The sequence below is a fragment of the Massilia agrisoli genome (assembly GCF_020831365.1).
In the GTDB taxonomy this organism is placed as follows: Bacteria; Pseudomonadota; Gammaproteobacteria; order Burkholderiales; family Burkholderiaceae_D; genus Telluria_A; species Telluria_A agrisoli.
Genome location: NZ_JAJHPV010000014.1, coordinates 422,825 through 443,569, shown reverse-complemented (window position 1 = coordinate 443,569; position 20,745 = coordinate 422,825). Strand labels below are relative to the sequence as shown.

Sequence of the window (20,745 nt, the reverse complement as noted above, 5' to 3'; positions counted from 1 at the left end):
CGCATATTGTAGTGCGCCGGGACCAAATTTTAGGGAAAATGCAGTTTTAACGCTTCAACAAGCATCGGAGACAGCATGGGAGCACTTTACAGTGTCGCGGAGATTCGCCAGGCCGAGCAGGCAGCCGCAGCGCAGCTGCCACCCGGCGCACTGATGCAGCGCGCGGGGCAAGCCGCTGCACGCATTGCGCTCGATTTGCTGGGCGGCGCGCCCGCACGGCCAGTACTGGTGCTCGCAGGCCCCGGCAACAATGGCGGCGATGCCTTTGAAGTGGCGGCCAACCTCGCGCAGGCTGGCGTCGATGTCGCCATCGTCCACATCGCCTGCGAAGGCGAGCCGTCGGCCGAAACAGCGCATGCGCTGGGCCGGGCGCGCGCCAGCACGGCGACGTTCGCCGATTCGATTCCCGACGATGGCCAGTGGTCGCTCATCGTGGACGGCCTGTTTGGCATCGGCCTGGCGCGCCCCCTTGAAGGCGCCGCGCGCGCGATGGTCGAGGCGGTCAACGCTGTCGACTGCACCGTGCTCGCGCTCGATGTCCCCAGCGGGCTCGATGCTGATTCCGGCGCTGTGCTCGGCCCTGACGGCGTCGCCGTCATCGCCACGCACACAGTCACCTTCATCGGTGACAAGCCCGGCCTGCACACCTATGCCGGCCGCGATTATGCAGGCGAGGTGATGGTCGCCAGGCTCGGCATCGATGAAGCGATGATGCCCGGCGCAAGCATCCACCTGAACGAGCCGCCGATGTTCGAGCTTGCGTTCGTACCGCGCCTGCATGCATCGCACAAGGGCAGCTTTGGTGATGTCGCGGTGGTCGGCGGCGCACATGGAATGGCGGGTGCGCCGATCCTCGCGGCGCGCGCCGCATTGTTCTCTGGTGCTGGACGTGTGTACGTGGCCTCGGTCGATCATGGGCCCGCCTACGACAACGTGCAGCCCGAACTGATGTTCCGCGACGCTGCCACGCACAACTTCGCTGGCAGCACCGTGGTGGCCGGGCCGGGCATGGGCGACTCCGCCACCGCCATCCGTATACTGGCCAAGCTGCTCGACGGCGAAAGCCCGCTGGTGCTCGACGCGGACGCCATCAACCTGGTCGCCGCCAGCCCCGACCTGCAATCACGCCTGTCGGCACGCCACGCGCCGTCGATACTGACGCCGCATCCGCTCGAAGCGGCGCGGCTGCTGGGAGTGACCGCAGGCGTGGTCCAGGGTGACCGGCTCGAAGCCGCGCGTGAGATCGCCGCCCGTTTCGATGCCTTTGTGGTGTTGAAGGGATCCGGCACCGTCATCGCAATGCCGGACGGCGAAGCTGCGATCAACCCGACTGGCAACCCCGGCCTGGCCAGCGCAGGAACTGGCGACGTGCTGGCGGGCCTGTGCGGCAGCCTGCTGGCGCAGGGATGGCCAGCGCGCGATGCGGCGCTGGCGGCAGTCTGGATGCATGGACAAGCGGCCGACCGGCTGGTGGCGCAAGGCGTCGGACCGATAGGGCTGACCGCAGGCGAGCTGCCAGCGGCGATACGAACCGTCTTGAACCGGATGGTGGCGCAGCGGCCTAAACGAGGCGGCCAGCCGCAATCGTGATGGTGCGTCCGCAACGCGCCGCAATCGACGGGTCGTGCGTGACCAGCACAAGCGTGGAGCCGCGCTCGCGGTTCAGCTCAAACATCAGCTGGATTACGGCTTCACCGGTTGCGGCGTCAAGGCTGCCAGTTGGCTCGTCGGCAAACAGCAGCGGCGGCTCGGTGACGAAGGCCCGCGCCAGCGCCACGCGCTGCTGCTCACCGCCGGACAAATACTTCGGATAATGCTTCAGGCGGCTCGACAGCCCTACCCGGCCCAGCATCGCCGTGGCCTTTTCCTTCGCGTCGGCTTCGCCGCGCAATTCCATCGGCAGCATCACGTTCTCCAGCGCATTTAAATGCGCCAGCAACTGGAAAGATTGGAACACGAACCCCAGTTTAGCCTTGCGCAGCGAGGCGCGGCCATCTTCGTCGAGGGCGAAGATGTCGCTGCCGTCGAGGATGACTTTGCCGGTGGACGGCGTATCCAGGCCCGCCAGCAGGCCCAGCAAGGTGGACTTGCCGGAACCGGAGGCGCCGACAATGGCAAGCGTCTCGGCCGGTTGCACTGTAAAATCGACGCTGTGCAAGATGGTGAGCTCGCCACTGGCGTCAGCCACCCGCTTTGATAAATTGATTACTTCAATTGCGGCCGTCGATTTGGCAACATTGTTAACGTAACTATTGGAAGCTTCTGGAATGTCACGCATGCTTGTTAGTCTCAATAAACTGTTGGTCGGCGGCCTGATGTTGCTCGCCGCGTCGGCGAGCGCCTATTCTGCACCAAAAACGGTGCTTGTGCTTGGCGACAGCCTGTCGGCCGAGTACGGACTGAACCGTGGCAGCGGCTGGGTCGCCCTGCTTGAAAAGAAGCTCAAGGCCGAGCGCATCAGCGCGAAAATCGTCAACGCCAGCATCAGCGGCGAGACCACCAGTGGCGGCCGCGCGCGCCTGCCCGCGCTGATCAAGCAGCACAAGCCAGCGGTCGTCGTGATCGAACTGGGCGCCAATGACGGCCTGCGCGGCCTGCCGGTGGCGTCCGCCGAAGACAACCTGCGCGCGATGGTGGACCTGGCCAAGAAGAACGAGGCCGAGGTACTGCTGGTCGGCATGCGCATGCCGCCAAATTACGGCCGTACATACACGGAGCAGTTCTTCAATATGTATAACAAGCTGTCGACCAAATACAAGGCGCCGCTGGTGCCGTTCATGCTCGAAGGCGTGGCGGACCAGCCGAAGCTGTTCCAGGCCGACCGCCTGCACCCGAATGCCGACGCGCACCCGATCATCCTGGCCAACATCTGGCCTAAATTTAAGCCCCTCGTGAAGGCACAATGAAGTATCCCGCCTTACTGAATTTCCGCGACATCCTGCCGCAACTCGGGCAATTCGACACCATCATCGACGCGCGCAGCGAGAGCGAGTTTACGCTCGACCATATCCCGGGCGCGATCAACTGCCCTGTGCTGAACGACGAAGAACGCGTTCGCGTCGGTACGATGTACAAGCAGGTCAACGCGTTCGAGGCAAAGAAAGTCGGTGCGGCGCTGGTCGCGAAGAACATCGCGCGCCACATCGAAGAACGCTTCGCCGACAAGCCGCGCGAATGGAAGCCGCTGGTGTACTGCTGGCGCGGCGGTAACCGCAGCGGTTCGCTGGCGCACGTGCTGGCGCGGATCGGCTGGCCGGTGATCCAGCTTGATGGCGGCTACAAGGCTTACCGCGCGCACGTCAGCGAGAAGCTGTCGGAGACGCCGCCGCACTCGTTCAAGGTGATTTGCGGGACCACGGGCAGCGGCAAAAGCCGGCTGCTGGAGGTCATGGCGGGGATCGGCGCGCAAGTACTCGACCTGGAGCAGCTGGCGGCGCACCGCGGCTCGGTGCTGGGGAACCTGCCGAGCCAGCCGCAGCCGACGCAGAAGATGTTCGAGTCGATGATCTGGAAGACGCTGCGCGACTTCGACCCTGCGCTGCCGGTATTCGTGGAGTCCGAGAGCAAGAAGGTCGGGCAGCTGCGCGTGCCGGACGCGGTGATGGAGAAGATGCGGCAATCGCCCTGCGTGTCGCTGACTTTGTCCCGGCCGAACCGGGTGCGCCTGCTGATGGAAGATTACGAGCACTTCACCCAAAGCCCCGAGACGCTCAATGCGCAGCTTGACTGCCTGGTCCAGCTGCACGGGCGCGAGAAGATCGACAGCTGGCACCAGATGGCCAACAGCGGCCACATGCCGGAGCTGGTGGACGAGCTGCTGGTCGAGCATTACGACCCGGCTTACCTCAGGTCGATTAACCGGAACTTTGTACAGTTCGACGCGGCCGAGGTGGTGCAGTTGGACGATATCTCGAAGGAAGCGTTTTTGGCCGCAGCCACGCATTTGCACGGATAGCTTGCGTAGGGCGGATAAGCCCGGAGGGCGCATCCGCCGAACTACTCCAGAAACAAAAAAGACCCGGCAGCTTTCGCTCACCGGGTCTTTTCATATGCGCAGCTGATTAGTTAGCTGCGTCGGTCTTGGCTGGCTGCTCCACCGTGATCTTCGCCTTGGCCTTTTGCTTCAGCGCTTCGATGAAGCCGTACATCTCCTGCTGGCCAACCACGCCTGCGATCTGTTCGGCTTCCGCCGCACGGCGCGCTGCATCAGGCGCTGCCGGCATCGCCACCTTGCCAATGCGGTACACGCCATAACCCATGCCCGGCACTTCAACGCCAACATAGGCCGGCAGCTTGCTCACATCGGCCTTCAGCACTGCCAGTGCAGCGGTCGGGTTAATGGTCGGCTGCTTGGTGCGCGACACCACAACCGGTGCGGCGAAACCAGCCGCATCGCCCGATGCCTTGGCGGCAGCCAGCTTCACTTCGCCAGCCTTGCGCGCCAGCTTGACTGCTTCTTCGATGGTCACGCGCTGGCGGATCGCCGCGTCGACTTCGGCCAGCGGACGCTTGGTCGCAGGCTTGAATTCAACCACGCGGCCAGCGACCAGGGTGCTCGGCGCAACTTCAATGGCTTCAGTATTGCGCTTGTTCTTCAGCGAGTCATCCGCGAACACCGCCTGCAGGAACTTGGCGTTGTTGTACGGTGCGTCAGCCAGCGCTGGCGACGGGGTGCGCGCCAGGTTGTCGACGGTCTGCACGGTCAGCTTCAGCTTGTCGGCAACCGGCTTCAGGCTGTCCGATTGCTCGTAGACGGTATCGGTGAATACTTCGGCCAGCTCCGAGAACTTCTTCGACATCTTGGCCTTCTTCAGTTCCGCCGTGATTTCGCCTTTGACTTCGTCCAGCGACTTGGTCGCAGCTGGTACAACGCTCGTGACGGTGATGATGTGGTAGCCGAACTCGGATTCCACCAGGCCGCTGATCTCGCCCTGCTTCAGCTTGGCGATCGCGTCTTCAACCGACGGTACGAACGCGCCCTTCTCCACTACGCCCAGGTCGCCGCCCAGTTCGGCCGAGCCGGGGTCCTGCGATTTCGCCTTGGCGATCGCTGCGAAGTTGGCTGGGTTGGCGCGCACTTCCGCCAGGATGGCTTCCGCCTTCTGCTTGGCCGCTGCCTTGTCGGCAGCGCTGGCGCTCTTGTTCGCGTTGATCAGGATGTGGCTTGCGGTGCGGCGCTCGGGCGCGCCAAAGCGCTGCTGGTTCTTGGTGTAGAAGTCGGCCACTTCCGCATCGCTGACGGTCACCTGACTCTCAACTGCGGCCGCGTCGAGCACCACGTATTCGACCTTCGCGCGCTCAGGCACCGCGAACAGCGCTGCGTTCTTGTCGTAGTAAGCCTTGACCATCTCGTCGGTGACTTTGACCTGCGAAACAAAATCCGACACCGGGAAGACCAGTTCCTGCACTTCGCGTTCCTGGTCGTTGACGTCGGACAGGCGCTTCGACACCGTGCGCGGCACGAAGGCGCTGGCCTGGACTGCGTTGTTCAGCTGCTGCATCGCCATGTCGCGGCGCATGCGCGCGTCGAACATCGCGGGCGACATGCCCTGTGCGGCCAGTACGGCTTTGTACTGTTCCATATCGAAGCTGCCGTCCGGCTTTTTGAAGGCGTCGATGCCGGCGATAGTCTGGGCCAGCGTCGCGTCGTTGACGGTCAGGTGGCTGCGCTTGATTTCCGCTTCGAGCGCGCGCTCGGCGACCAGGTTGTCGAGGACTGCCTGGCGTGCTTCAGGCGTGTCGAACATCTTCTGGTCGAACTGGTCGCCCATCTGCTGGCGATAGCGGTCGATCTGCTGGCGCTGCGCCTCTTCCCATTCCTGCTGGGTGATCTTCCTGCCGTCGACCATGGCCACGCCAGTGGCCGCGTCACCGCTTTGATAGCTGCTGACGCCGACCAGGACGAACGAAGGTACGATCAGCAGCATCAGGAAGATCTGCATCAAGCGTTTGTGAGTGCGGATAAATTCAAACATGGATCAGCCACTTCGAAATTAAGTTAAATGCAACGTGCACATAGAAAAAAAGGCGAACTCTCGTTCGCCTTCTTCTTTGTTCTTGGCGGAGCGGACGGGACTCGAACCCGCGACCCCCGGCGTGACAGGCCGGTATTCTAACCAACTGAACTACCGCTCCAAAACTTGAGCATCTTCCTGGCGGAGCGGACGGGACTCGAACCCGCGACCCCCGGCGTGACAGGCCGGTATTCTAACCAACTGAACTACCGCTCCAGGAAAACACGATACAACCTGTACTTGATGGTGGGCGGTGAGAGGCTCGAACTCCCGACCTAAGCCTTGTAAGGGCTCCGCTCTACCAACTGAGCTAACCGCCCGCGCACTACCAAATACATCCGGCGTTTGTCACAACGCCGAAGGCCATTAGTTTACTGCATCTTTCAGCGCTTTGCCAGCTTTAAATTTAGGAACGCGCTGCGCCTCGATTTTGATGGCTTCCTTGGTGCGTGGATTGCGCCCGGTGCGCGCTGCGCGCTCGCCTACCGAGAAGGTGCCGAAGCCAACCAGGGTGACGGTGTCGTTCTTCTGCAGGCTGGTGGTGACTGCTTCAATCATTGCATCGAGTGCACGTGTAGCCGAGGCCTTGGTGATGTCCGCGGACTTGGCGATTTCTTCAATCAGTTCTGTTTTGTTCACATGTGCCTCATTACTTGATAGGTGCGCCAAAAATTGCGCAGCGCGTATTAAACAAGCTGGCCCTTCGCTGTGTCAAGCCAAAATGAAACAAGCGCCACGAGGGCGCTTGCTTTGGCCAGCCTTGCTACCGGCTTAGTGCTTGACCACTTCCGCCTGTCCATCGGCCGTCGGGGTCGCGGTCACCGCGACTGGCGCTACTTCCACGATCGCCTGCGGCTGGCGTTCCAGCGCTACTTCAAGCACCTTGTCGATCCAGCGAACCGGAACGATTTCGAGCTTGTTCTTGACGTTGTCAGGAATCTCGGCCAGGTCCTTCACGTTCTGCTCAGGAATGATCACGGTCTTGATGCCACCGCGATGCGCTGCCAGCAGTTTTTCCTTCAGGCCACCGATTGGCAGCACTTCGCCACGCAGGGTAATCTCGCCGGTCATGGCCACGTCGGCGCGCACTGGAATGCCGGTAAATACCGATACCAGTGCGGTCGTCATCGCGATACCTGCGGAAGGACCGTCCTTCGGCGTCGCGCCTTCCGGCACGTGGATGTGGATGTCGCTCTTTTCAAACACGTCGTTCTTGATGCCCAGACGGTTCGAACGCGAACGCACCACGGTGCGCGCCGCTTCGATCGATTCCTTCATCACGTCGCCCAGGGTGCCGGTGCGGACCACAACGCCCTTGCCCGGCATCGTCACGGCTTCGATGGTCAGCAGGTCGCCGCCCACTTCGGTCCATGCGAGGCCGACCACCTGGCCGATCTGGTTTTCTTTCTCGGCCACGCCGAAGTCGTAGCGGCGCACGCCCAGGAACTTGTCGAGGTTCTTGGAGGTGACCAGCACCTTCTTCTCCGACGCCTTCAGCAGCAGCATCTTGACGACCTTGCGGCAGATCTTCGAGATCTCGCGCTCGAGCGAACGGACACCGGCCTCACGGGTGTAGTAACGGATGATGTCGCGCACCGCCGACTCATCGACCTTGATCTCTTCCTCGCGCAGGCCGTTGGCCTTGATCTGCTTCGGCAGCAGGTAGCGCTGGGCGATGCTGGTCTTCTCGTCCTCGGTATAACCCGACAGGCGGATCACTTCCATACGGTCGAGCAGCGCCGGCGGAATGTTGAACGAGTTCGAGGTCGCCACGAACATCACGTCCGACAGGTCGAAGTCGACTTCGATGTAGTGGTCCGAGAACGTGTGGTTCTGTTCCGGGTCCAGCACCTCGAGCAGCGCCGACGACGGGTCGCCGCGGAAGTCCGCGCCCATCTTGTCGATCTCGTCGAGCAGGAACAGCGGGTTGCGCACACCGACCTTCGACAGCGACTGCAGCACCTTGCCCGGCATCGAGCCGATATAGGTACGGCGGTGGCCGCGGATCTCGGCTTCGTCGCGCACGCCGCCGAGCGCCATGCGCACGAACTTGCGGTTCGTCGCCTTGGCGATCGACTGGCCCAGCGAGGTCTTACCCACGCCCGGAGGACCCACGAAGCACAGGATCGGGGCCTTCAGCTTGTCGACGCGCTGTTGGACCGCGAGATATTCCAGGATGCGTTCTTTAACCTTGTCGAGGCCGTAGTGGTCGCCTTCGAGCACTTTCTCGGCGTTGACCAGGTCGTTGTTGACCTTGGACTTTTTCTTCCACGGCAGGTTGACCAGGGTGTCGATGTAGTTGCGCACGACAGTCGCTTCAGCGGACATCGGCGACATCAGCTTGAGCTTCTTGATCTCGTTGGTGGCCTTGTCCATTGCCTCTTTCGGCATCTTGGCGGCAATCACCTTCTTCTCGAGTTCGTCGATATCGGCGCCGTCTTCGCCCTCGCCCAGTTCTTTCTGGATGGCTTTGACCTGTTCGTTCAGGTAGTACTCGCGCTGCGACTTTTCCATCTGGCGCTTGACGCGGCCACGGATGCGCTTTTCGACCTGGAGGATGTCGAGCTCGCCTTCAAGCTGGCCGAGCAGGTGCTCGAGGCGCTTGGCGACGTTGAAGATCTCGAGGATGACCTGCTTTTGCTCAAGCTTGAGCGGCAGGTGGGCGGCCACGGTGTCGGCCAGGCGGCCGGCGTCGTCGATGCCTGCCAGCGAAGCGAGGATCTCAGGAGGAATCTTTTTGTTCAGTTTGACGTACTGGTCGAACTGCTGGACGATCGCGCGGCGCATCGCTTCGACTTCGGAGTCGTCGCCGACTTCGGAAGAAAGCGGGGTCAGGTCCGCGATAAAGTGCGTCGGCGCATCGCTGACGTGATTGATGCGCGCACGCTGGGAGCCCTCGACCAGGACCTTGACGGTGCCGTCGGGAAGCTTAAGCATTTGCAGAATATTTGCCACGCAACCGATTTCATAGATGTCGGACGCGGATGGCTCATCCTTGGCGGCAGCCTTTTGGGCGGCGAGCATGATGCTCTTGCCCTGCTCCATCGCGGCTTCCAGCGCCTTGATGGACTTCGGCCGGCCGACGAACAGCGGGATCACCATGTGCGGGAACACGACTACATCACGCAACGGCAACAGGGGCAGCGTCGTTTGCTCGGTTAGTTTGGAAGTTGTCATGGCATACCTTATAAAAAGCGTCTAACACAATATTGGCACAGTGTCGCCAAAACACAAGACCGGACGATTAACATTCCCAAAAAATTGATTTGATTAATTCATCAACTTATTTGAATACCGCCAGTAATGCCATAAAAGAATTTATCGGTTCATTAAATAAAAAAGCCACCGCGCAGCGCGTTCGCTGCGAGTGGCTTTTCGATTGAAGCCTGCTTCTTTTATTGAGGTAAATTGTACCGCCAAGAATTAGAAGATCAAACCCTTTTTGTTGCGTGCAGGCCCTGTTTTATCAGTTTTCGCCCGATGCTTTAGGCGTTTCGCTGTAAATCAGTAAAGGTTTCGCGCCGTTCGTGATCGTATTTTCATCAATTACGACCTTCACGACATTTTGCTGATTTGGCAGGTCATACATAACATCCAACAAAGCGTGTTCGAGAATGGAACGCAATCCGCGCGCACCGGTTTTACGCGCCAGTGCCTTACGTGCAATAGCATGCAAAGCAGCCGGGCGGATTTCCAGTTCCGCGCCTTCCATTTCCAGCAACTTGGTGTATTGCTTGATAAGCGCATTCTTTGGCTCGATCAGGATCTGGATCAGCGCCTCTTCGGTCAGCTCGGACAAGGTCGCCACCACCGGCAGGCGACCGACCAGTTCCGGGATCAGGCCGAACTTGATCAGGTCTTCCGGCTCCGCTTCCAGCAGCACTTCGCTGTTGGCGCGCTGGGTCTGACTCTTGACGCTGGCCGAGAAGCCGATGCCGCTCTTTTCCGAACGGTTCTGGATGATCTTGACCAGGCCGTCGAACGCGCCGCCGCAGATGAACATGATGTTGGTCGTGTCGATCTGGACGAAGTCCTGGTTCGGGTGCTTGCGCCCGCCTTGCGGCGGCACCGATGCCATGGTGCCTTCGATCAGCTTGAGCAGCGCCTGCTGCACGCCCTCGCCTGATACGTCGCGGGTGATCGACGGATTGTCCGACTTGCGCGAGATCTTGTCGATTTCATCGATATAGACAATGCCGCGCTGGGCCTTGTCGACTTCGTAGTTGCAGCTCTGCAGCAGCTTCTGGATGATGTTCTCGACGTCTTCGCCCACGTAGCCGGCTTCGGTCAGGGTGGTCGCATCGGCGATCACGAACGGCACATTGAGCATGCGCGCCAGGGTCTGGGCCAGCAGGGTCTTGCCCGAACCGGTAGGACCAACCAGCAAGATGTTGCTCTTGGCCAGTTCGACGTCGTCTTTCTTGCCCAGGTGCTTGAGGCGCTTGTAGTGGTTGTACACCGCCACCGACAGGATGCGCTTGGCCGTTTGCTGGCCAATGACGTACTGGTCCAGCAACTCGGCGATCTCGTGCGGGGTCGGCAGGTCGCTCTTGGCGCCCGCTACCGTCTCCACATTCGACGTCTCGTCGCGGATGATGTCATTGCACAGGTCGATGCACTCGTCGCAGATGAACACGGAGGGACCCGCGATGAGTTTCTTCACCTCGTGCTGGCTCTTGCCACAGAACGAGCAGTAGAGGAGTTTTTCGCCGCTGGAGGATTTTTTGTCTGACATGGGGCAGATTTCTATTCGATTGCTAAAATATAACGCTAATACGAGTGCGCAACAAGTACGCTCATAACTGCCATGCTACCCGAAATAAAAACAAAACGCCCGAACGATGCAGCGCCCGGGCGTTTTTCAGCAACAGCGTGGCTGGATTACTTCCCGCATCACGCTCGGCTGGTCAACACTTTGTCGATCAGGCCATACTCGGCTGCCTCGTCGCCCGACATGAAGCGGTCGCGGTCGGTGTCCTTGTGGATTTGCTCCATGGACTGGCCGGTGCGCTCCGCCAGGATGCGGTTCAGGCGCTCGCGCAGGTACAGGATTTCCTTGGCCTGGATCTCGATGTCCGAAGCCTGCCCTTGCGAGCCGCCCGACGGCTGGTGAATCATGATGCGCGAGTTAGGCAGCGAGAAACGCTTGCCCTTGGTGCCCGCCGCCAGCAGGAAGGCGCCCATCGACGCCGCCAGGCCGGTGCACAGCGTGGAGACGTCCGGCTTGATGAAGTTCATCGTGTCGAAAATCGCCAGGCCGGCCGAGACCGAGCCGCCAGGTGAGTTGATGTAGAGCGAAATATCCTTGTCCGGATTCTCGCTCTCCAGGAACAGCATCTGGGCCACGATCAGGTTGGCCATCTGGTCGTTGACAGGCCCGACCAGGAAGATCACGCGCTCCTTCAGCAGGCGCGAGTAGATATCGTAAGCGCGCTCGCCGCGGCCGCTCTGTTCCACCACCATCGGTACGAGACCGAGTGCTTGTGTGTCCAATGCCGGATTATGGTTCATACCTGTCTTTTCCTCTGTGTAAGGGGAGCTTAAAACGATCTTTAAGCTTGTGCGTTGCTTCCCATCAATTCATCGAAGGCAACATCCTTGGTAACGACTTTTGCCTTGTCGAGCACATAGTTAACGACGTTTTCTTCCAATACAAGAGCTTCGATGTCGGCCAGGCGGCGACGGTCGCTGTAGTAGTACTTCAGCACTTCCTTCGGATCTTCGTAGCTCTGTGCGAAGTCTTCGATCTGCGCCTTGACCTGTTCAGGCTTGGCCTGCAGGTTGTTGTCGCCTACCAGCTGCGACAGGATCAGGCCCAGCTTGACGCGGCGCTCTGCCTTTTCAGCGAACAGCTCGGTCGGGAAAGGCATGTTCTTGACGTCCATGCCGCGCTGCGCCATGTCGTTGCGGGTCATTTCGGCCAAGCGCTCGGAGTCCTGCTGGATCATCACGGTCGGCACGTCCAGTTCGGTCACCTTCAGCAGCGCGTCCATCACGGCTTCCTTGTTGCGCGCCTTGATACGGCCGGCAACTTCACGCTCCAGGTTGACCTTGATGTCCGAACGCATCTTTTCCAGGTCGCCATCTTCCATGCCCAGCGACTTCGCGAATTCCGCGTCAACTGCTGGCAGGTGCGCCCATTCGAGCTTCTTCAGGGTGATCGTGAACTCGGCGGTTTTGCCGGCCACGTCCTTGCCGTGGTAGTCCTCTGGGAAAGCCAGTGGGAAGGTCTTGCTTTCGCCAGCCTTCAGGCCGATCGTCGCCGCTTCGAATTCCGGCAGCATGCGGCCTTCGCCGAGCACGAAGGTGTAGTCGTCAGCTTTGCCGCCTGGGAACTCAACGTCGTCGATCTTGCCGACGAAGTCGACGGTCACGCGGTCGCCGTTTTCAGCAACTGGCGTGCCGCCGTCGCCGTGCGGGCCAGCTTCGCCCTTGGTGTGGTAGTGCACGCGCTGCTTGCGCAGGATGTCGATGGTCTTGTCGATTTCGGCATCGGTCACGTCGGACTTGATGGTTTCGACTTCAACGCCGGCCAGGTCGCCCACGACGACTTCTGGATAGACTTCGAAGGTTGCGTCGAAGGTCAGCACGCCTTCCGGGCTATCTTCTTTTGGTTCGATTTTCGGGAAGCCGGCGACACGCAGCTGGTTCTCGTTGGCAGCTTCGTTGAAAGCGCGGCCGACTTTGTCGTTCAGCACGTCCGACTCGATCTGGTAACCGTACTGGGCGGCGACCATCTTCATCGGAACCTTACCTGGACGGAAGCCAGGGGCTTTGGCCGTCTTGGCCTGCTTCTTCAAGCGCTTTTCAACTTCCGTACGGACGTCAGTCAGCGGAAAAGAGATCGTCATGCGACGTTCGAGTTTACCCAGGGTTTCGACTGCAGTTGCCATTGTTAAAATCGTCCAAAAAATAATTATTCGTGTGGTGCGAGGAGGGGGACTCGAACCCCCACACCATTGCTGGCGTCAGGACCTAAACCTGGTGCGTCTACCAATTTCGCCATCCTCGCGGGATCGTTGGCCGCACCGACAAAAACAAAGGGCGTCCGAAGGTCAAACCGGCCGCCCTGCCCTGCCTTTGTTAGGGGCTACAACATCAACCCGGTATTTTACTGGATTTTCTGACACCACAGGGCGAATTTTCGATTGCGCGAGGAAACACCGAAATGCGCCCTGCCAGATATATGAGAACAGTAGGGCGGAAGAGCGAAGCGTCATCCGCCGCTTCCGCTAGGCACCCACAGGCTTCTTGACACGGAACCAGGCCGCATACAGCGCCGGCAGGAACAGCAATGTCAGCGCCGTGGCCACCACCAGGCCGCCCATGATCGCCACCGCCATCGGGCCCCAGAACACGGAGCGCGACAAAGGAATCATCGCCAGCGCGGCAGCCGCCGCGGTCAGCACGATCGGACGCGCGCGGCGCACCGCCGCATCGATCACGGCATTCCAGGCTTCCGCCCCGTTGGCGATATCACGCTCGATCTGGTCCACCAGGATCACCGAGTTCCGGATGATCATGCCGAACAGCGCGATCACGCCCAGGTTCGCGACGAAGCCGAACGGACGTCCAAGCAGCAGCAGCGCCATCGCCGCGCCAGCCACGCCCAGGGGCCCGGTCAGGAACACCATCACCGAACGCGAGAAGCTATGCAGCTGCAGCATCAGCAAGGTGAACACGATGAAAAGCACCAGCGGCACATTGGCCGCGATAGACGCTTCCGCCGCCGCGCTGTCGGCCGCCGCACCGGCAACCGCAATCGTATAACCCGGCGGCAGCTTGGAGCGGACATCCGCCAGCGACTTGAGCACCTGGTCCGACACAGTCGGCCCCTGGATGCCGTCGACCACATCCGACTGCACGGTAATGGCCCACTCGCGCCCTTCGCGCCAGACCACGCCCGGCTCCCACACAAAGGCGACGCGCGCCACCTGCGAGATCGTCACCGACCGTCCCGACGCCGTCGGCACATTGGTTTCATTGAGCGCCGACAGCGTGGCGCGCTCCTCGACAGGCTGGCGGATCACGATGTCGATCAGCTTGTTATCTTCCCTGAACTGCCCGACCGGCGTGCCGGACAAAATGGTATTCGCCACCCGCATCACCGCTTGCGACGTCACGCCCAGCGCACGCATCTTGGCCTGGTCGAGGTCCAGGCGCAGCACCTTGACCGACTCATTCCAGTTGTCGTTCACGCCCAGCGCGTTCGGGTTGGCGCGCATGACTTCCTTGACCTGGTCGGCCAGCGCGCGGGTCGTGGCGATGTCAGGGCCGCCCACGCGGAACTGCACCGGATACGGCACCGGCGGCCCGTTCGGCAGCAGCCGCACGCGCCCGCGCACTTCCGGGAAGTCGTTTTCGAACACTTCGACGATCTTCAGACGCAGCTCCTCGCGCGCCTTCAGGCTGGTGGGCAGCACCACCAGCTGGGCCACGTTCGACTGCGGGAAGATCTGGTCAAGCGGCAGGTAGAAGCGCGGGCTGCCGGTGCCGACATAGCTGGTCACGCTTTCCACATTCTCCTGCTTGCCGATGAAGGCCTCAAACTTCTTCACCTGCGCCTCGGTGGCGCTGAACGCCGTCCCTTCCGGCATCCACATCTCGACCATCAGCTCCGGCCGGCTCGAATCGGGGAAGAACTGCTTTTCGATGAACTTGAAGCCAAACACGCCAAGCCCGAACACCGCCAGGGTCATCACGATGGTCGCATAGCGCCACTCGACGCACCATGCGACCACCCTGCGGAAGCGCAGGTAGGCAGGCGTGTTGAACACATCATGCTCGCTTTCGCCCGGCGTTGCCGCGTGCGGTTTCACCTTCAGCAGCAGGAAGCCGATGTACGGCGTGAAAACAACCGCCACCAGCCACGACACCAGCAGCGCAATCGCGTTCACCGAGAACATCGAGAACGTGTACTCGCCGGCCGCCGACTTGGCCAGGCCGATCGGCAGGAAGCCCGCCGCGGTGATCAGGGTGCCGGTCAGCATCGGCATCGCGGTCGATGTGTAGGCGAAGGTGGCCGCGTCAAAGCGCGACATGCCCTCCTCCATCTTCCGCACCATCATTTCAACGGCGATGATCGCGTCGTCCACCAGCAGGCCGAGCGCGATGATCAGCGCGCCGAGCGAGATCTTGTGCAGGTCGATCTTGAACACGCTCATCAACAGGAAGGTAATCGCCAGCACCAGCGGAATCGTCAGCGCCACCACCAGGCCCGGGCGCGGGTCGATGCGCAGGGGCTTGGTGTGCAGGCCAAGCGCGATGAAGCTCACGGCGAGCACGATCAGCACCGCCTCGATCAGCACCTTGATGAACTCGCCGACCGACGCAGTCACCGCGCGCGGCTGGTCCGATACGCGCTCAAGCTCGATACCGACCGGCAGCTGCGATTTTATCCGGGCGACAGTCGCTTCCAGCCCCTTGCCCATATTGATGATATTGCCGCCCTTTTCCATCGACACGCCAAGGCCAATGACTTCCTGGCCGTTGAAGCGCATCTTGTCCTGCGGCGGATCCTTGTACTCGCGCCTGATCCTGGCAAAGTCGCCAAGGCGGAAGGTGGCGCCGTTGGCGCGCAGCTGCAGCGCTTCCAGGTCCTTCACGCTTTGCAGCGCACCAGTCACCCGCACCTGCAGGTTGTCGGTCGGCGTCACCATCACGCCGCTTGCCTCGATCGCGTTCTGGGTGGCGATCTGGTTGACGATCACCTCGAACGGCACGCCAAGTTGCGAGAACTTCTTGTGCGAGAACTCGATGGTGATCTTCTCGTCCTGCACGCCGAACTGTTCGACCTTTGCCACCAGCGGCACGCGCAGCAGCTGCTGGCGCACGAAGTCCGCGTAATCCTTCATCTCCGCGTAGCTGAAGCCATCGCCGCTCAATGCAAAGATCGAACCATAGGTATCGCCGAATTCGTCGTTGAAGAACGGGCCGATCACGCCCGCCGGCAAGGTGCCGCGGATGTCGCCGATCTTCTTGCGCACCTGGTACCACGATGCCGACGTCTCCGAAGGCGGCGTCGATTCGCGTAGCTGCACGATGATGAAGGTCTCGCCGGGCTTCGAATAGCTCTTGATCTTGTCGATGTAGGGCGTCTCCTGCAGCTTGCGTTCCAGCTTGTCGGTGACCTGCTCGGCCATCTGGACGGCGGTTGCGCCGGGCCAGATCGCCCGCACCACCATCACGCGGAAGGTAAACGGCGGATCCTCGTCCTGCCCGAGATTGCTGTAGCTGAGGATGCCGCCGATCAGCAGCGCGCCGATCAGGTAGCGGATCAGTGGAATATGTTCCAGCGCCCAGCGTGAAAGATTAAAACCCCTCATTTCGCCGCCCCGGCAGCAGCCACCGGTGCCATCTGCTCGGACAGCAGCTTGACCTTCTGGCCGTTCTTCAGCTTGTTCACGCCGGCGGTGACGACGGTCTGCCCCGGCGTGACGCCGCTGGCGATCACCACGTCATTGCCCGATGTGCCGCCTACCTGAACAGGCACCAGCCTGACTGCGCCCTTTTCGACCACCCACACGGCGGTCGACGACTTTTCATGGAACAGGGCCGTCAACGGCACCCGCATCTGCGGCGTGGCCGATTTCGACGCGAACTGCACGCGCGCAGTCATGCCCAGCTTGACGTCGCTGCCAGCGCCCGGAATCGACACGCGTACAGGATAGGTGCGGGTGGCAGGATCGGCCACCGGCGACACCTCGCGTATCTTCCCGCGCATGGCGACAGCCGGGTTGGCCCACATGCGCACGGTGACGTCCTGCATCTTGCGCATCGCATCGACCTTGTCTTCCGGGAGCGAGATCACGATCTCTTTATCGCTGGTGTTGGCGACGCTGACAACCGGCGTGCCAGGCGATACCACCTGCCCTACTTCGGCGCTGATTGCGGTCACCACGCCGTCGATGTCGGACGCCAGGGTTGAATACTGCGCCTGGTTCGACTGCGCCGAATAACCCGCCCTGGCCGCATCGACGTTCGCCTGCGCCGACGAGAACGCCGACTTGCGCGCATCGAGCACGGCCTGGCTGACGAAGTTCTGCTTGCGCAGCTCTTCATAGCGCTTTAGCTCTGCGCGCGCGAGGTCGCGCTGGGTTTCGGCGGCGCGCAGCGCGGCGCGCGCCTGCGTTTGCGACAGCTGCAGGTCCTGCGGGTCCAGCTGCATCAGCACCTGGCCGCGTTTGACGACGCTCCCCACATCCACCTTGCGCGCAACGATCTTGCCGCCGACGCGAAAGCCCAGGCGCGACTCGACGCGCGGGCGCACTTCGCCGGCAAACTCCGCGTTGACATCGATATCGCTGCTGCCCACCACAATCGCCCTGACCGGACGCACATCCTCTTGTTTCGGCGCGTCCTTCGAACATGCCGCCAGCAGGACCAGCAAAAAGGTGGGGAGCAGGGTCTTGATCGCGGCGGGGGCCGCCGCGCGCAGGTTTTTCAGGGCGAACACGTTGTTTTCCTTTACTATGCGGTGGCGTTCGGCCACCCAATTGCTGAAGCGACAAGATAGTACTACTTTTATACATATTCCACTACTGACTTTCTGGTTAGTAATTATAACTGTGCAAGTATTTATTTCCTAATGACTTTTGCGTCATTTATTTTTCATGCCTGTCGACCACTACGAAAACTTCCCCGTTGCCTCTGTATTGATGCCGAAAAGGCTGGTCCCTGCGGTGGAAGCAATCTACGCTTTCGCGCGCAGCGCCGACGACCTCGCTGACGAGGGCGATGCGGCTCCGGCCAAGCGCCTGGCCGCGCTGGCAGCATATGAAGAGGCGCTCGACAGCATAGAAAGCGGCGAACTGCAAACCGACCCGATGTTCGAGAGGCTCGCCAGGGTGATCGCGCAATACAAGCTGCCGCTGCAGCCCTTCCGCGACTTGCTGTCGGCCTTCCGGCAGGACATCGTCACCACCCGCTATGCCGGCTTCGACGCCCTGCTCGACTACTGCCGTCGCTCGGCCAATCCGGTCGGCCTGCTGATGCTGTCGCTGTACGGCGCGGCCAGCGCGCGCAACGTGCGCGATTCGGACGCCATCTGCTCGGCGCTCCAGCTGATCAACTTCCTGCAGGACGTGGCCATCGACCGCAAAAAAGACCGCATCTATATACCGCTCGATGACCTCGAAGCCCATGGTGTGGCGCCCGCCCAGCTCGACCAGGGGCTGGCCGACCAGCGCTGGCGCGCGCTGATGGCCTTCGAGGTGGCGCGTGCGCGCGCGCTGATGCAGGGCGGCGCCCCGCTGGCGAAGCGCCTGCCCGGCCGCATCGGCTGGGAGCTGCGCCTGGTTGTCCAGGGCGGCCTGCGCATCCTCGACAAGATCGAAGGGGTAGGCTACGACGTGTTCACGCGCCGCCCGCAGTTGAGGCCAGCGGACTGGGCCGTAATGCTGTGGCGCGCCCTCCGTATGTAACGAAATATCAACGCACAGGCGGTTTCGGCAACACCCATCGGCTAGAATAGCGGCTTCCTGTTGTGCACCCTTGCATTTTTAACCATGTCTCCCGACGAATACTGCCACCAGAAAACCGTTCAAAGCGGTTCGAGTTTTTACTACAGCTTCCTGTTCCTGCCGCAGGATCGCCGCCGCGCGATCACTGCGCTGTACGCGTTTTGCCGCGAAGTGGACGACACGGTCGATGAATGCACCGACCAGTCGGTCGCCCGCATCAAGCTGGCCTGGTGGCGCACCGAAGTGTCGAAGATGTACGAGGGGTCGCCGACCCATCCGGTGATGCAGGCGCTGCAGCCGCACCTGGCCGTCTACAACCTCGAGCAAAAGCACCTGCTGGCGATCGTCGACGGCATGGAGATGGACCTCGACCAGAGCCGCTATCTCGACTTCACTGGCCTGCAGCGCTATTGCTGGCACGTGGCGAGCGTGGTGGGCATCCTGTCGGCCAGCATTTTCGGCGTGACCAATCCGCGCACGCTCGAATACGCGGAAAAGCTGGGCCTTGCGTTCCAGCTCACGAACATCATCCGCGACGTCGGCGAAGACGCGCGCAAAGGCCGCATCTACCTGCCCGTCAATGAGCTGCAGCAGTTCGGCGTCACCGCGGCGGATCTGCTTAACGCACGCCACAGCGACAAGTTTGAAGCGCTGATGCGCTTCCAGGTCGCGCGCGCATACAAGGTATACGACGAAGCGATGGCGCTGCTGCCGAAAGAAGACCGCAGGGCGCAGCGCCCCGGCCTGATGATGGCGGCGATCTACCGCACCGTGCTCGATGAGATCGAACGCGACAACTACCACGTGCTGAACCAGCGGATCTCGCTCACGCCCATCCGGAAGCTCTGGCTGGCGTGGAAGACCTATGTCCGCAGCTAGCGTACGCGCCAGTGTCGCCGTCATCGGCGGCGGCTGGGCGGGCTGCACGGCTGCCGTCGAACTGGCGCATGCCGGCTGCAAGGTCACCCTGTACGAAGCCGCTCGCTCGCTGGGCGGACGCGCCCGCAGTGTCGAGGTGCACGGCAAGCTGCTCGACAACGGCCAACACATCATGCTTGGCGCCTACGCCGACACCCTGCGCCTGCTGCGCCGGGTCGGCATCAAGCCCGCCGACGCCCTGCTCCACCTGCCCCTGCAAATGCGCTACCCGCCCGGATCGGGCATGGACTTTGTGGCGCCGCGCCTGCCCGCGCCGCTCCACCTGGCCATCGCGCTGCTGCGGGCCAAGGGCCTCGCGCGCGAAGACAAGATGGCGCTGGCCCGCTTCTCGACCAGCGCGCGCTGGATGGACTGGACCTTGTACAACGACTGCAGCGTCATCGAACTGCTTGAGCGCTTCGACCAGACGCCGCGCCTGACCGCGCTGATGTGGCGGCCCCTGTGCCTGGCGGCGCTGAACACGCCGCCGGAACGGGCCTCGGCGCAGGTTTTCCTGAACGTCCTGCGCGACAGCCTGGGCGCGCACCGGGCGGCGTCGGACATGCTGGTGCCACGCCTCGCGCTCAGCGCGCTGTTCCCGGCTGCGGCGGCGCAGTACATCGAATCGCGCGGCGGGCATGTGCGCATCGGCGCGCGCGTCGAGTCGCTGCAGGCAGTCGGGGGCCAGTGGCAGGTCCGCAGCGGCGCCGGGGCGCAGGACGTCGACGCCGTCATCATCGCCACCCCGCCACCCGCGGCCGCATCGCTGCTCGAAGGGCTGGGGGCACCGCCGATACCGTCGTTTGACTACGAACCGATTACCACCTGCTATCTCCAGTACGACCCGGCGCTACGCCTCGACCTGCCGTTTTACGCCCTGGAAGAACATCCCGAATCGGGCGAATGGGGCCAGTTCGTGTTCGACCGCGGGCAACTGGACGCGCACCAGGCCGGGCTGATGGCAGTTGTCATCAGTGCATCGGGCCAGGCCAACGACCTCGCGCAGGATGCGCTTGGCGCCGCAGTGGCGCAACAGCTGGGGCGGGCGCTGGGCCGGCCGGGGTTTGCCGAGCCATTGTGGACCAAGGTCATCACGGAAAAGCGCGCCACCTTCGCCTGCACGCCGGGCCTGGTACGCCCAGGCATTGACACCGGCTTGCCCGGGCTCTGCCTGGCGGGCGACTACACCGCCGGCGACTACCCGGCGACGCTGGAAGGGGCCGTACGCAGCGGCACGGCGGCCGCGCGCGCCGTGCTGCAGCGCACAGCCATCCCCTGATATGGCCTCCTGCCCCGCGAAATGTGCAGCCTGTCGCACGGCGGTGGCGGGTGATGGCACGTTTGCGTAAAGT

General features: G+C 62.0%; 15 protein-coding genes and 4 tRNA genes. 6 read left to right on the top strand and 13 right to left on the bottom strand.

The features are described from left to right. Nucleotides 1-75 precede the first annotated feature (75 nt). On the top strand, nucleotides 76-1,590 hold the full coding sequence (locus LMJ30_RS16350; protein ID WP_229433399.1) for an NAD(P)H-hydrate dehydratase: 1,515 nt from the start codon (nucleotides 76-78) through the stop codon (nucleotides 1,588-1,590). Here LMJ30_RS16350 and LMJ30_RS16345 read toward each other — a convergent pair. Continuing rightward, complete coding sequence (locus LMJ30_RS16345) at nucleotides 1,562-2,278, bottom strand: ABC transporter ATP-binding protein (protein ID WP_229433398.1); 717 nt, start codon at nucleotides 2,276-2,278, stop codon at nucleotides 1,562-1,564. The two genes, LMJ30_RS16350 and LMJ30_RS16345, sit on opposite strands and share 29 nt — an antisense overlap. Here LMJ30_RS16345 and LMJ30_RS16340 point away from each other — a divergent pair. Continuing rightward, nucleotides 2,277-2,906: an arylesterase gene (locus LMJ30_RS16340; RefSeq protein WP_307729354.1), complete on the top strand. Its 630-nt coding sequence runs from the start codon at nucleotides 2,277-2,279 to the stop codon at nucleotides 2,904-2,906. The two genes, LMJ30_RS16345 and LMJ30_RS16340, sit on opposite strands and share 2 nt — an antisense overlap. Beyond that, nucleotides 2,903-3,955 carry a tRNA 2-selenouridine(34) synthase MnmH gene (gene mnmH / locus LMJ30_RS16335; protein WP_229433396.1) on the top strand — a complete coding sequence of 351 codons (1,053 nt, stop codon included), beginning with the start codon at nucleotides 2,903-2,905 and terminating at the stop codon, nucleotides 3,953-3,955. The genes LMJ30_RS16340 and mnmH overlap by 4 nt, the downstream gene beginning before the upstream one ends. 106 nt (nucleotides 3,956-4,061) lie before the next feature. Here mnmH and LMJ30_RS16330 read toward each other — a convergent pair whose 3' ends face one another. The 12 genes from LMJ30_RS16330 to LMJ30_RS16275 all read right to left on the bottom strand — a co-directional run bounded on the left by LMJ30_RS16330 (nucleotide 4,062) and on the right by LMJ30_RS16275 (nucleotide 17,469). After that, complete coding sequence (locus LMJ30_RS16330; protein WP_229433394.1) at nucleotides 4,062-5,975, bottom strand: SurA N-terminal domain-containing protein; 1,914 nt, start codon at nucleotides 5,973-5,975, stop codon at nucleotides 4,062-4,064. A gap of 83 nt (nucleotides 5,976-6,058) precedes the next feature. After that, nucleotides 6,059-6,135 (bottom strand) — tRNA-Asp (locus LMJ30_RS16325). Between the two features lie 18 nt (nucleotides 6,136-6,153). Next, nucleotides 6,154-6,230, bottom strand: a tRNA-Asp gene (locus LMJ30_RS16320). Between the two features lie 28 nt (nucleotides 6,231-6,258). Continuing rightward, nucleotides 6,259-6,334, bottom strand: a tRNA-Val gene (locus LMJ30_RS16315). 46 nt (nucleotides 6,335-6,380) lie between these two features. Further along, nucleotides 6,381-6,653: an HU family DNA-binding protein gene (locus LMJ30_RS16310; RefSeq protein ID WP_229433392.1), complete on the bottom strand. Its 273-nt coding sequence runs from the start codon at nucleotides 6,651-6,653 to the stop codon at nucleotides 6,381-6,383. Between the two features lie 132 nt (nucleotides 6,654-6,785). Continuing rightward, the gene (lon, locus tag LMJ30_RS16305; protein ID WP_229433387.1) at nucleotides 6,786-9,191 is read right to left on the bottom strand and encodes an endopeptidase La; all 2,406 of its coding nucleotides are present in this window, start codon (nucleotides 9,189-9,191) and stop codon (nucleotides 6,786-6,788) included. A 289-nt stretch (nucleotides 9,192-9,480) separates the two neighbouring features. Further along, nucleotides 9,481-10,749: an ATP-dependent Clp protease ATP-binding subunit ClpX gene (gene clpX / locus LMJ30_RS16300; RefSeq protein ID WP_229433386.1), complete on the bottom strand. Its 1,269-nt coding sequence runs from the start codon at nucleotides 10,747-10,749 to the stop codon at nucleotides 9,481-9,483. 158 nt (nucleotides 10,750-10,907) lie between these two features. Beyond that, entirely contained in the window at nucleotides 10,908-11,525 is a 618-nt protein-coding gene (clpP, locus tag LMJ30_RS16295; protein ID WP_229433385.1) for an ATP-dependent Clp endopeptidase proteolytic subunit ClpP, read from the bottom strand. 41 nt (nucleotides 11,526-11,566) lie between these two features. Then, the gene (gene tig, locus LMJ30_RS16290; RefSeq protein WP_229433384.1) at nucleotides 11,567-12,907 is read right to left on the bottom strand and encodes a trigger factor; all 1,341 of its coding nucleotides are present in this window, start codon (nucleotides 12,905-12,907) and stop codon (nucleotides 11,567-11,569) included. A gap of 32 nt (nucleotides 12,908-12,939) precedes the next feature. After that, a tRNA-Leu gene (locus tag LMJ30_RS16285) sits at nucleotides 12,940-13,026 on the bottom strand. Between the two features lie 220 nt (nucleotides 13,027-13,246). Next, nucleotides 13,247-16,339, bottom strand: a complete 3,093-nt coding sequence (locus LMJ30_RS16280; protein ID WP_229433383.1) for an efflux RND transporter permease subunit — start codon at nucleotides 16,337-16,339, stop codon at nucleotides 13,247-13,249. Continuing rightward, complete coding sequence (locus tag LMJ30_RS16275; RefSeq protein WP_371873026.1) at nucleotides 16,336-17,469, bottom strand: efflux RND transporter periplasmic adaptor subunit; 1,134 nt, start codon at nucleotides 17,467-17,469, stop codon at nucleotides 16,336-16,338. Before LMJ30_RS16275 ends, LMJ30_RS16280 begins: the two co-directional genes overlap by 4 nt. 157 nt (nucleotides 17,470-17,626) lie before the next feature. Here LMJ30_RS16275 and hpnC point away from each other — a divergent pair, with 157 nt between their 5' ends. From hpnC to hpnE, 3 genes are all read left to right on the top strand, one after another. Further along, nucleotides 17,627-18,436 (top strand): squalene synthase HpnC, encoded by an 810-nt coding sequence (gene hpnC / locus LMJ30_RS16270; protein WP_229433382.1) that lies wholly within the window; start codon nucleotides 17,627-17,629, stop codon nucleotides 18,434-18,436. Nucleotides 18,437-18,520: 84 nt separating this feature from the next. After that, a complete protein-coding gene (gene hpnD / locus LMJ30_RS16265; RefSeq protein ID WP_229433381.1) occupies nucleotides 18,521-19,354 on the top strand; it encodes a presqualene diphosphate synthase HpnD in 834 nt (277 codons plus the stop codon). Next, nucleotides 19,341-20,672, top strand: a complete 1,332-nt coding sequence (gene hpnE, locus LMJ30_RS16260; RefSeq protein ID WP_229433380.1) for a hydroxysqualene dehydroxylase HpnE — start codon at nucleotides 19,341-19,343, stop codon at nucleotides 20,670-20,672. Before hpnD ends, hpnE begins: the two co-directional genes overlap by 14 nt. Nucleotides 20,673-20,745 lie beyond the last annotated feature (73 nt).

Bases quoted from the DNA above. Each gene is read 5' to 3' on its own strand.
- LMJ30_RS16350 (WP_229433399.1), top strand. From the start codon at position 76: ATGGGAGCACTTTACAGTGTCGCGGAGATTCGCCAGGCCGAGCAGGCA.
- LMJ30_RS16340 (WP_307729354.1), top strand. From the start codon at position 2,277: ATGCTTGTTAGTCTCAATAAACTGTTGGTCGGCGGCCTGATGTTGCTC.
- LMJ30_RS16345 (WP_229433398.1), bottom strand. From the start codon at position 2,278: ATGCGTGACATTCCAGAAGCTTCCAATAGTTACGTTAACAATGTTGCC.
- mnmH (WP_229433396.1), top strand. From the start codon at position 2,903: ATGAAGTATCCCGCCTTACTGAATTTCCGCGACATCCTGCCGCAACTC.
- LMJ30_RS16330 (WP_229433394.1), bottom strand. From the start codon at position 5,975: ATGTTTGAATTTATCCGCACTCACAAACGCTTGATGCAGATCTTCCTG.
- lon (WP_229433387.1), bottom strand. From the start codon at position 9,191: ATGACAACTTCCAAACTAACCGAGCAAACGACGCTGCCCCTGTTGCCG.
- clpX (WP_229433386.1), bottom strand. From the start codon at position 10,749: ATGTCAGACAAAAAATCCTCCAGCGGCGAAAAACTCCTCTACTGCTCG.
- clpP (WP_229433385.1), bottom strand. From the start codon at position 11,525: ATGAACCATAATCCGGCATTGGACACACAAGCACTCGGTCTCGTACCG.
- tig (WP_229433384.1), bottom strand. From the start codon at position 12,907: ATGGCAACTGCAGTCGAAACCCTGGGTAAACTCGAACGTCGCATGACG.
- LMJ30_RS16280 (WP_229433383.1), bottom strand. From the start codon at position 16,339: ATGAGGGGTTTTAATCTTTCACGCTGGGCGCTGGAACATATTCCACTG.
- hpnC (WP_229433382.1), top strand. From the start codon at position 17,627: ATGCCTGTCGACCACTACGAAAACTTCCCCGTTGCCTCTGTATTGATG.
- hpnD (WP_229433381.1), top strand. From the start codon at position 18,521: ATGTCTCCCGACGAATACTGCCACCAGAAAACCGTTCAAAGCGGTTCG.
- hpnE (WP_229433380.1), top strand. From the start codon at position 19,341: ATGTCCGCAGCTAGCGTACGCGCCAGTGTCGCCGTCATCGGCGGCGGC.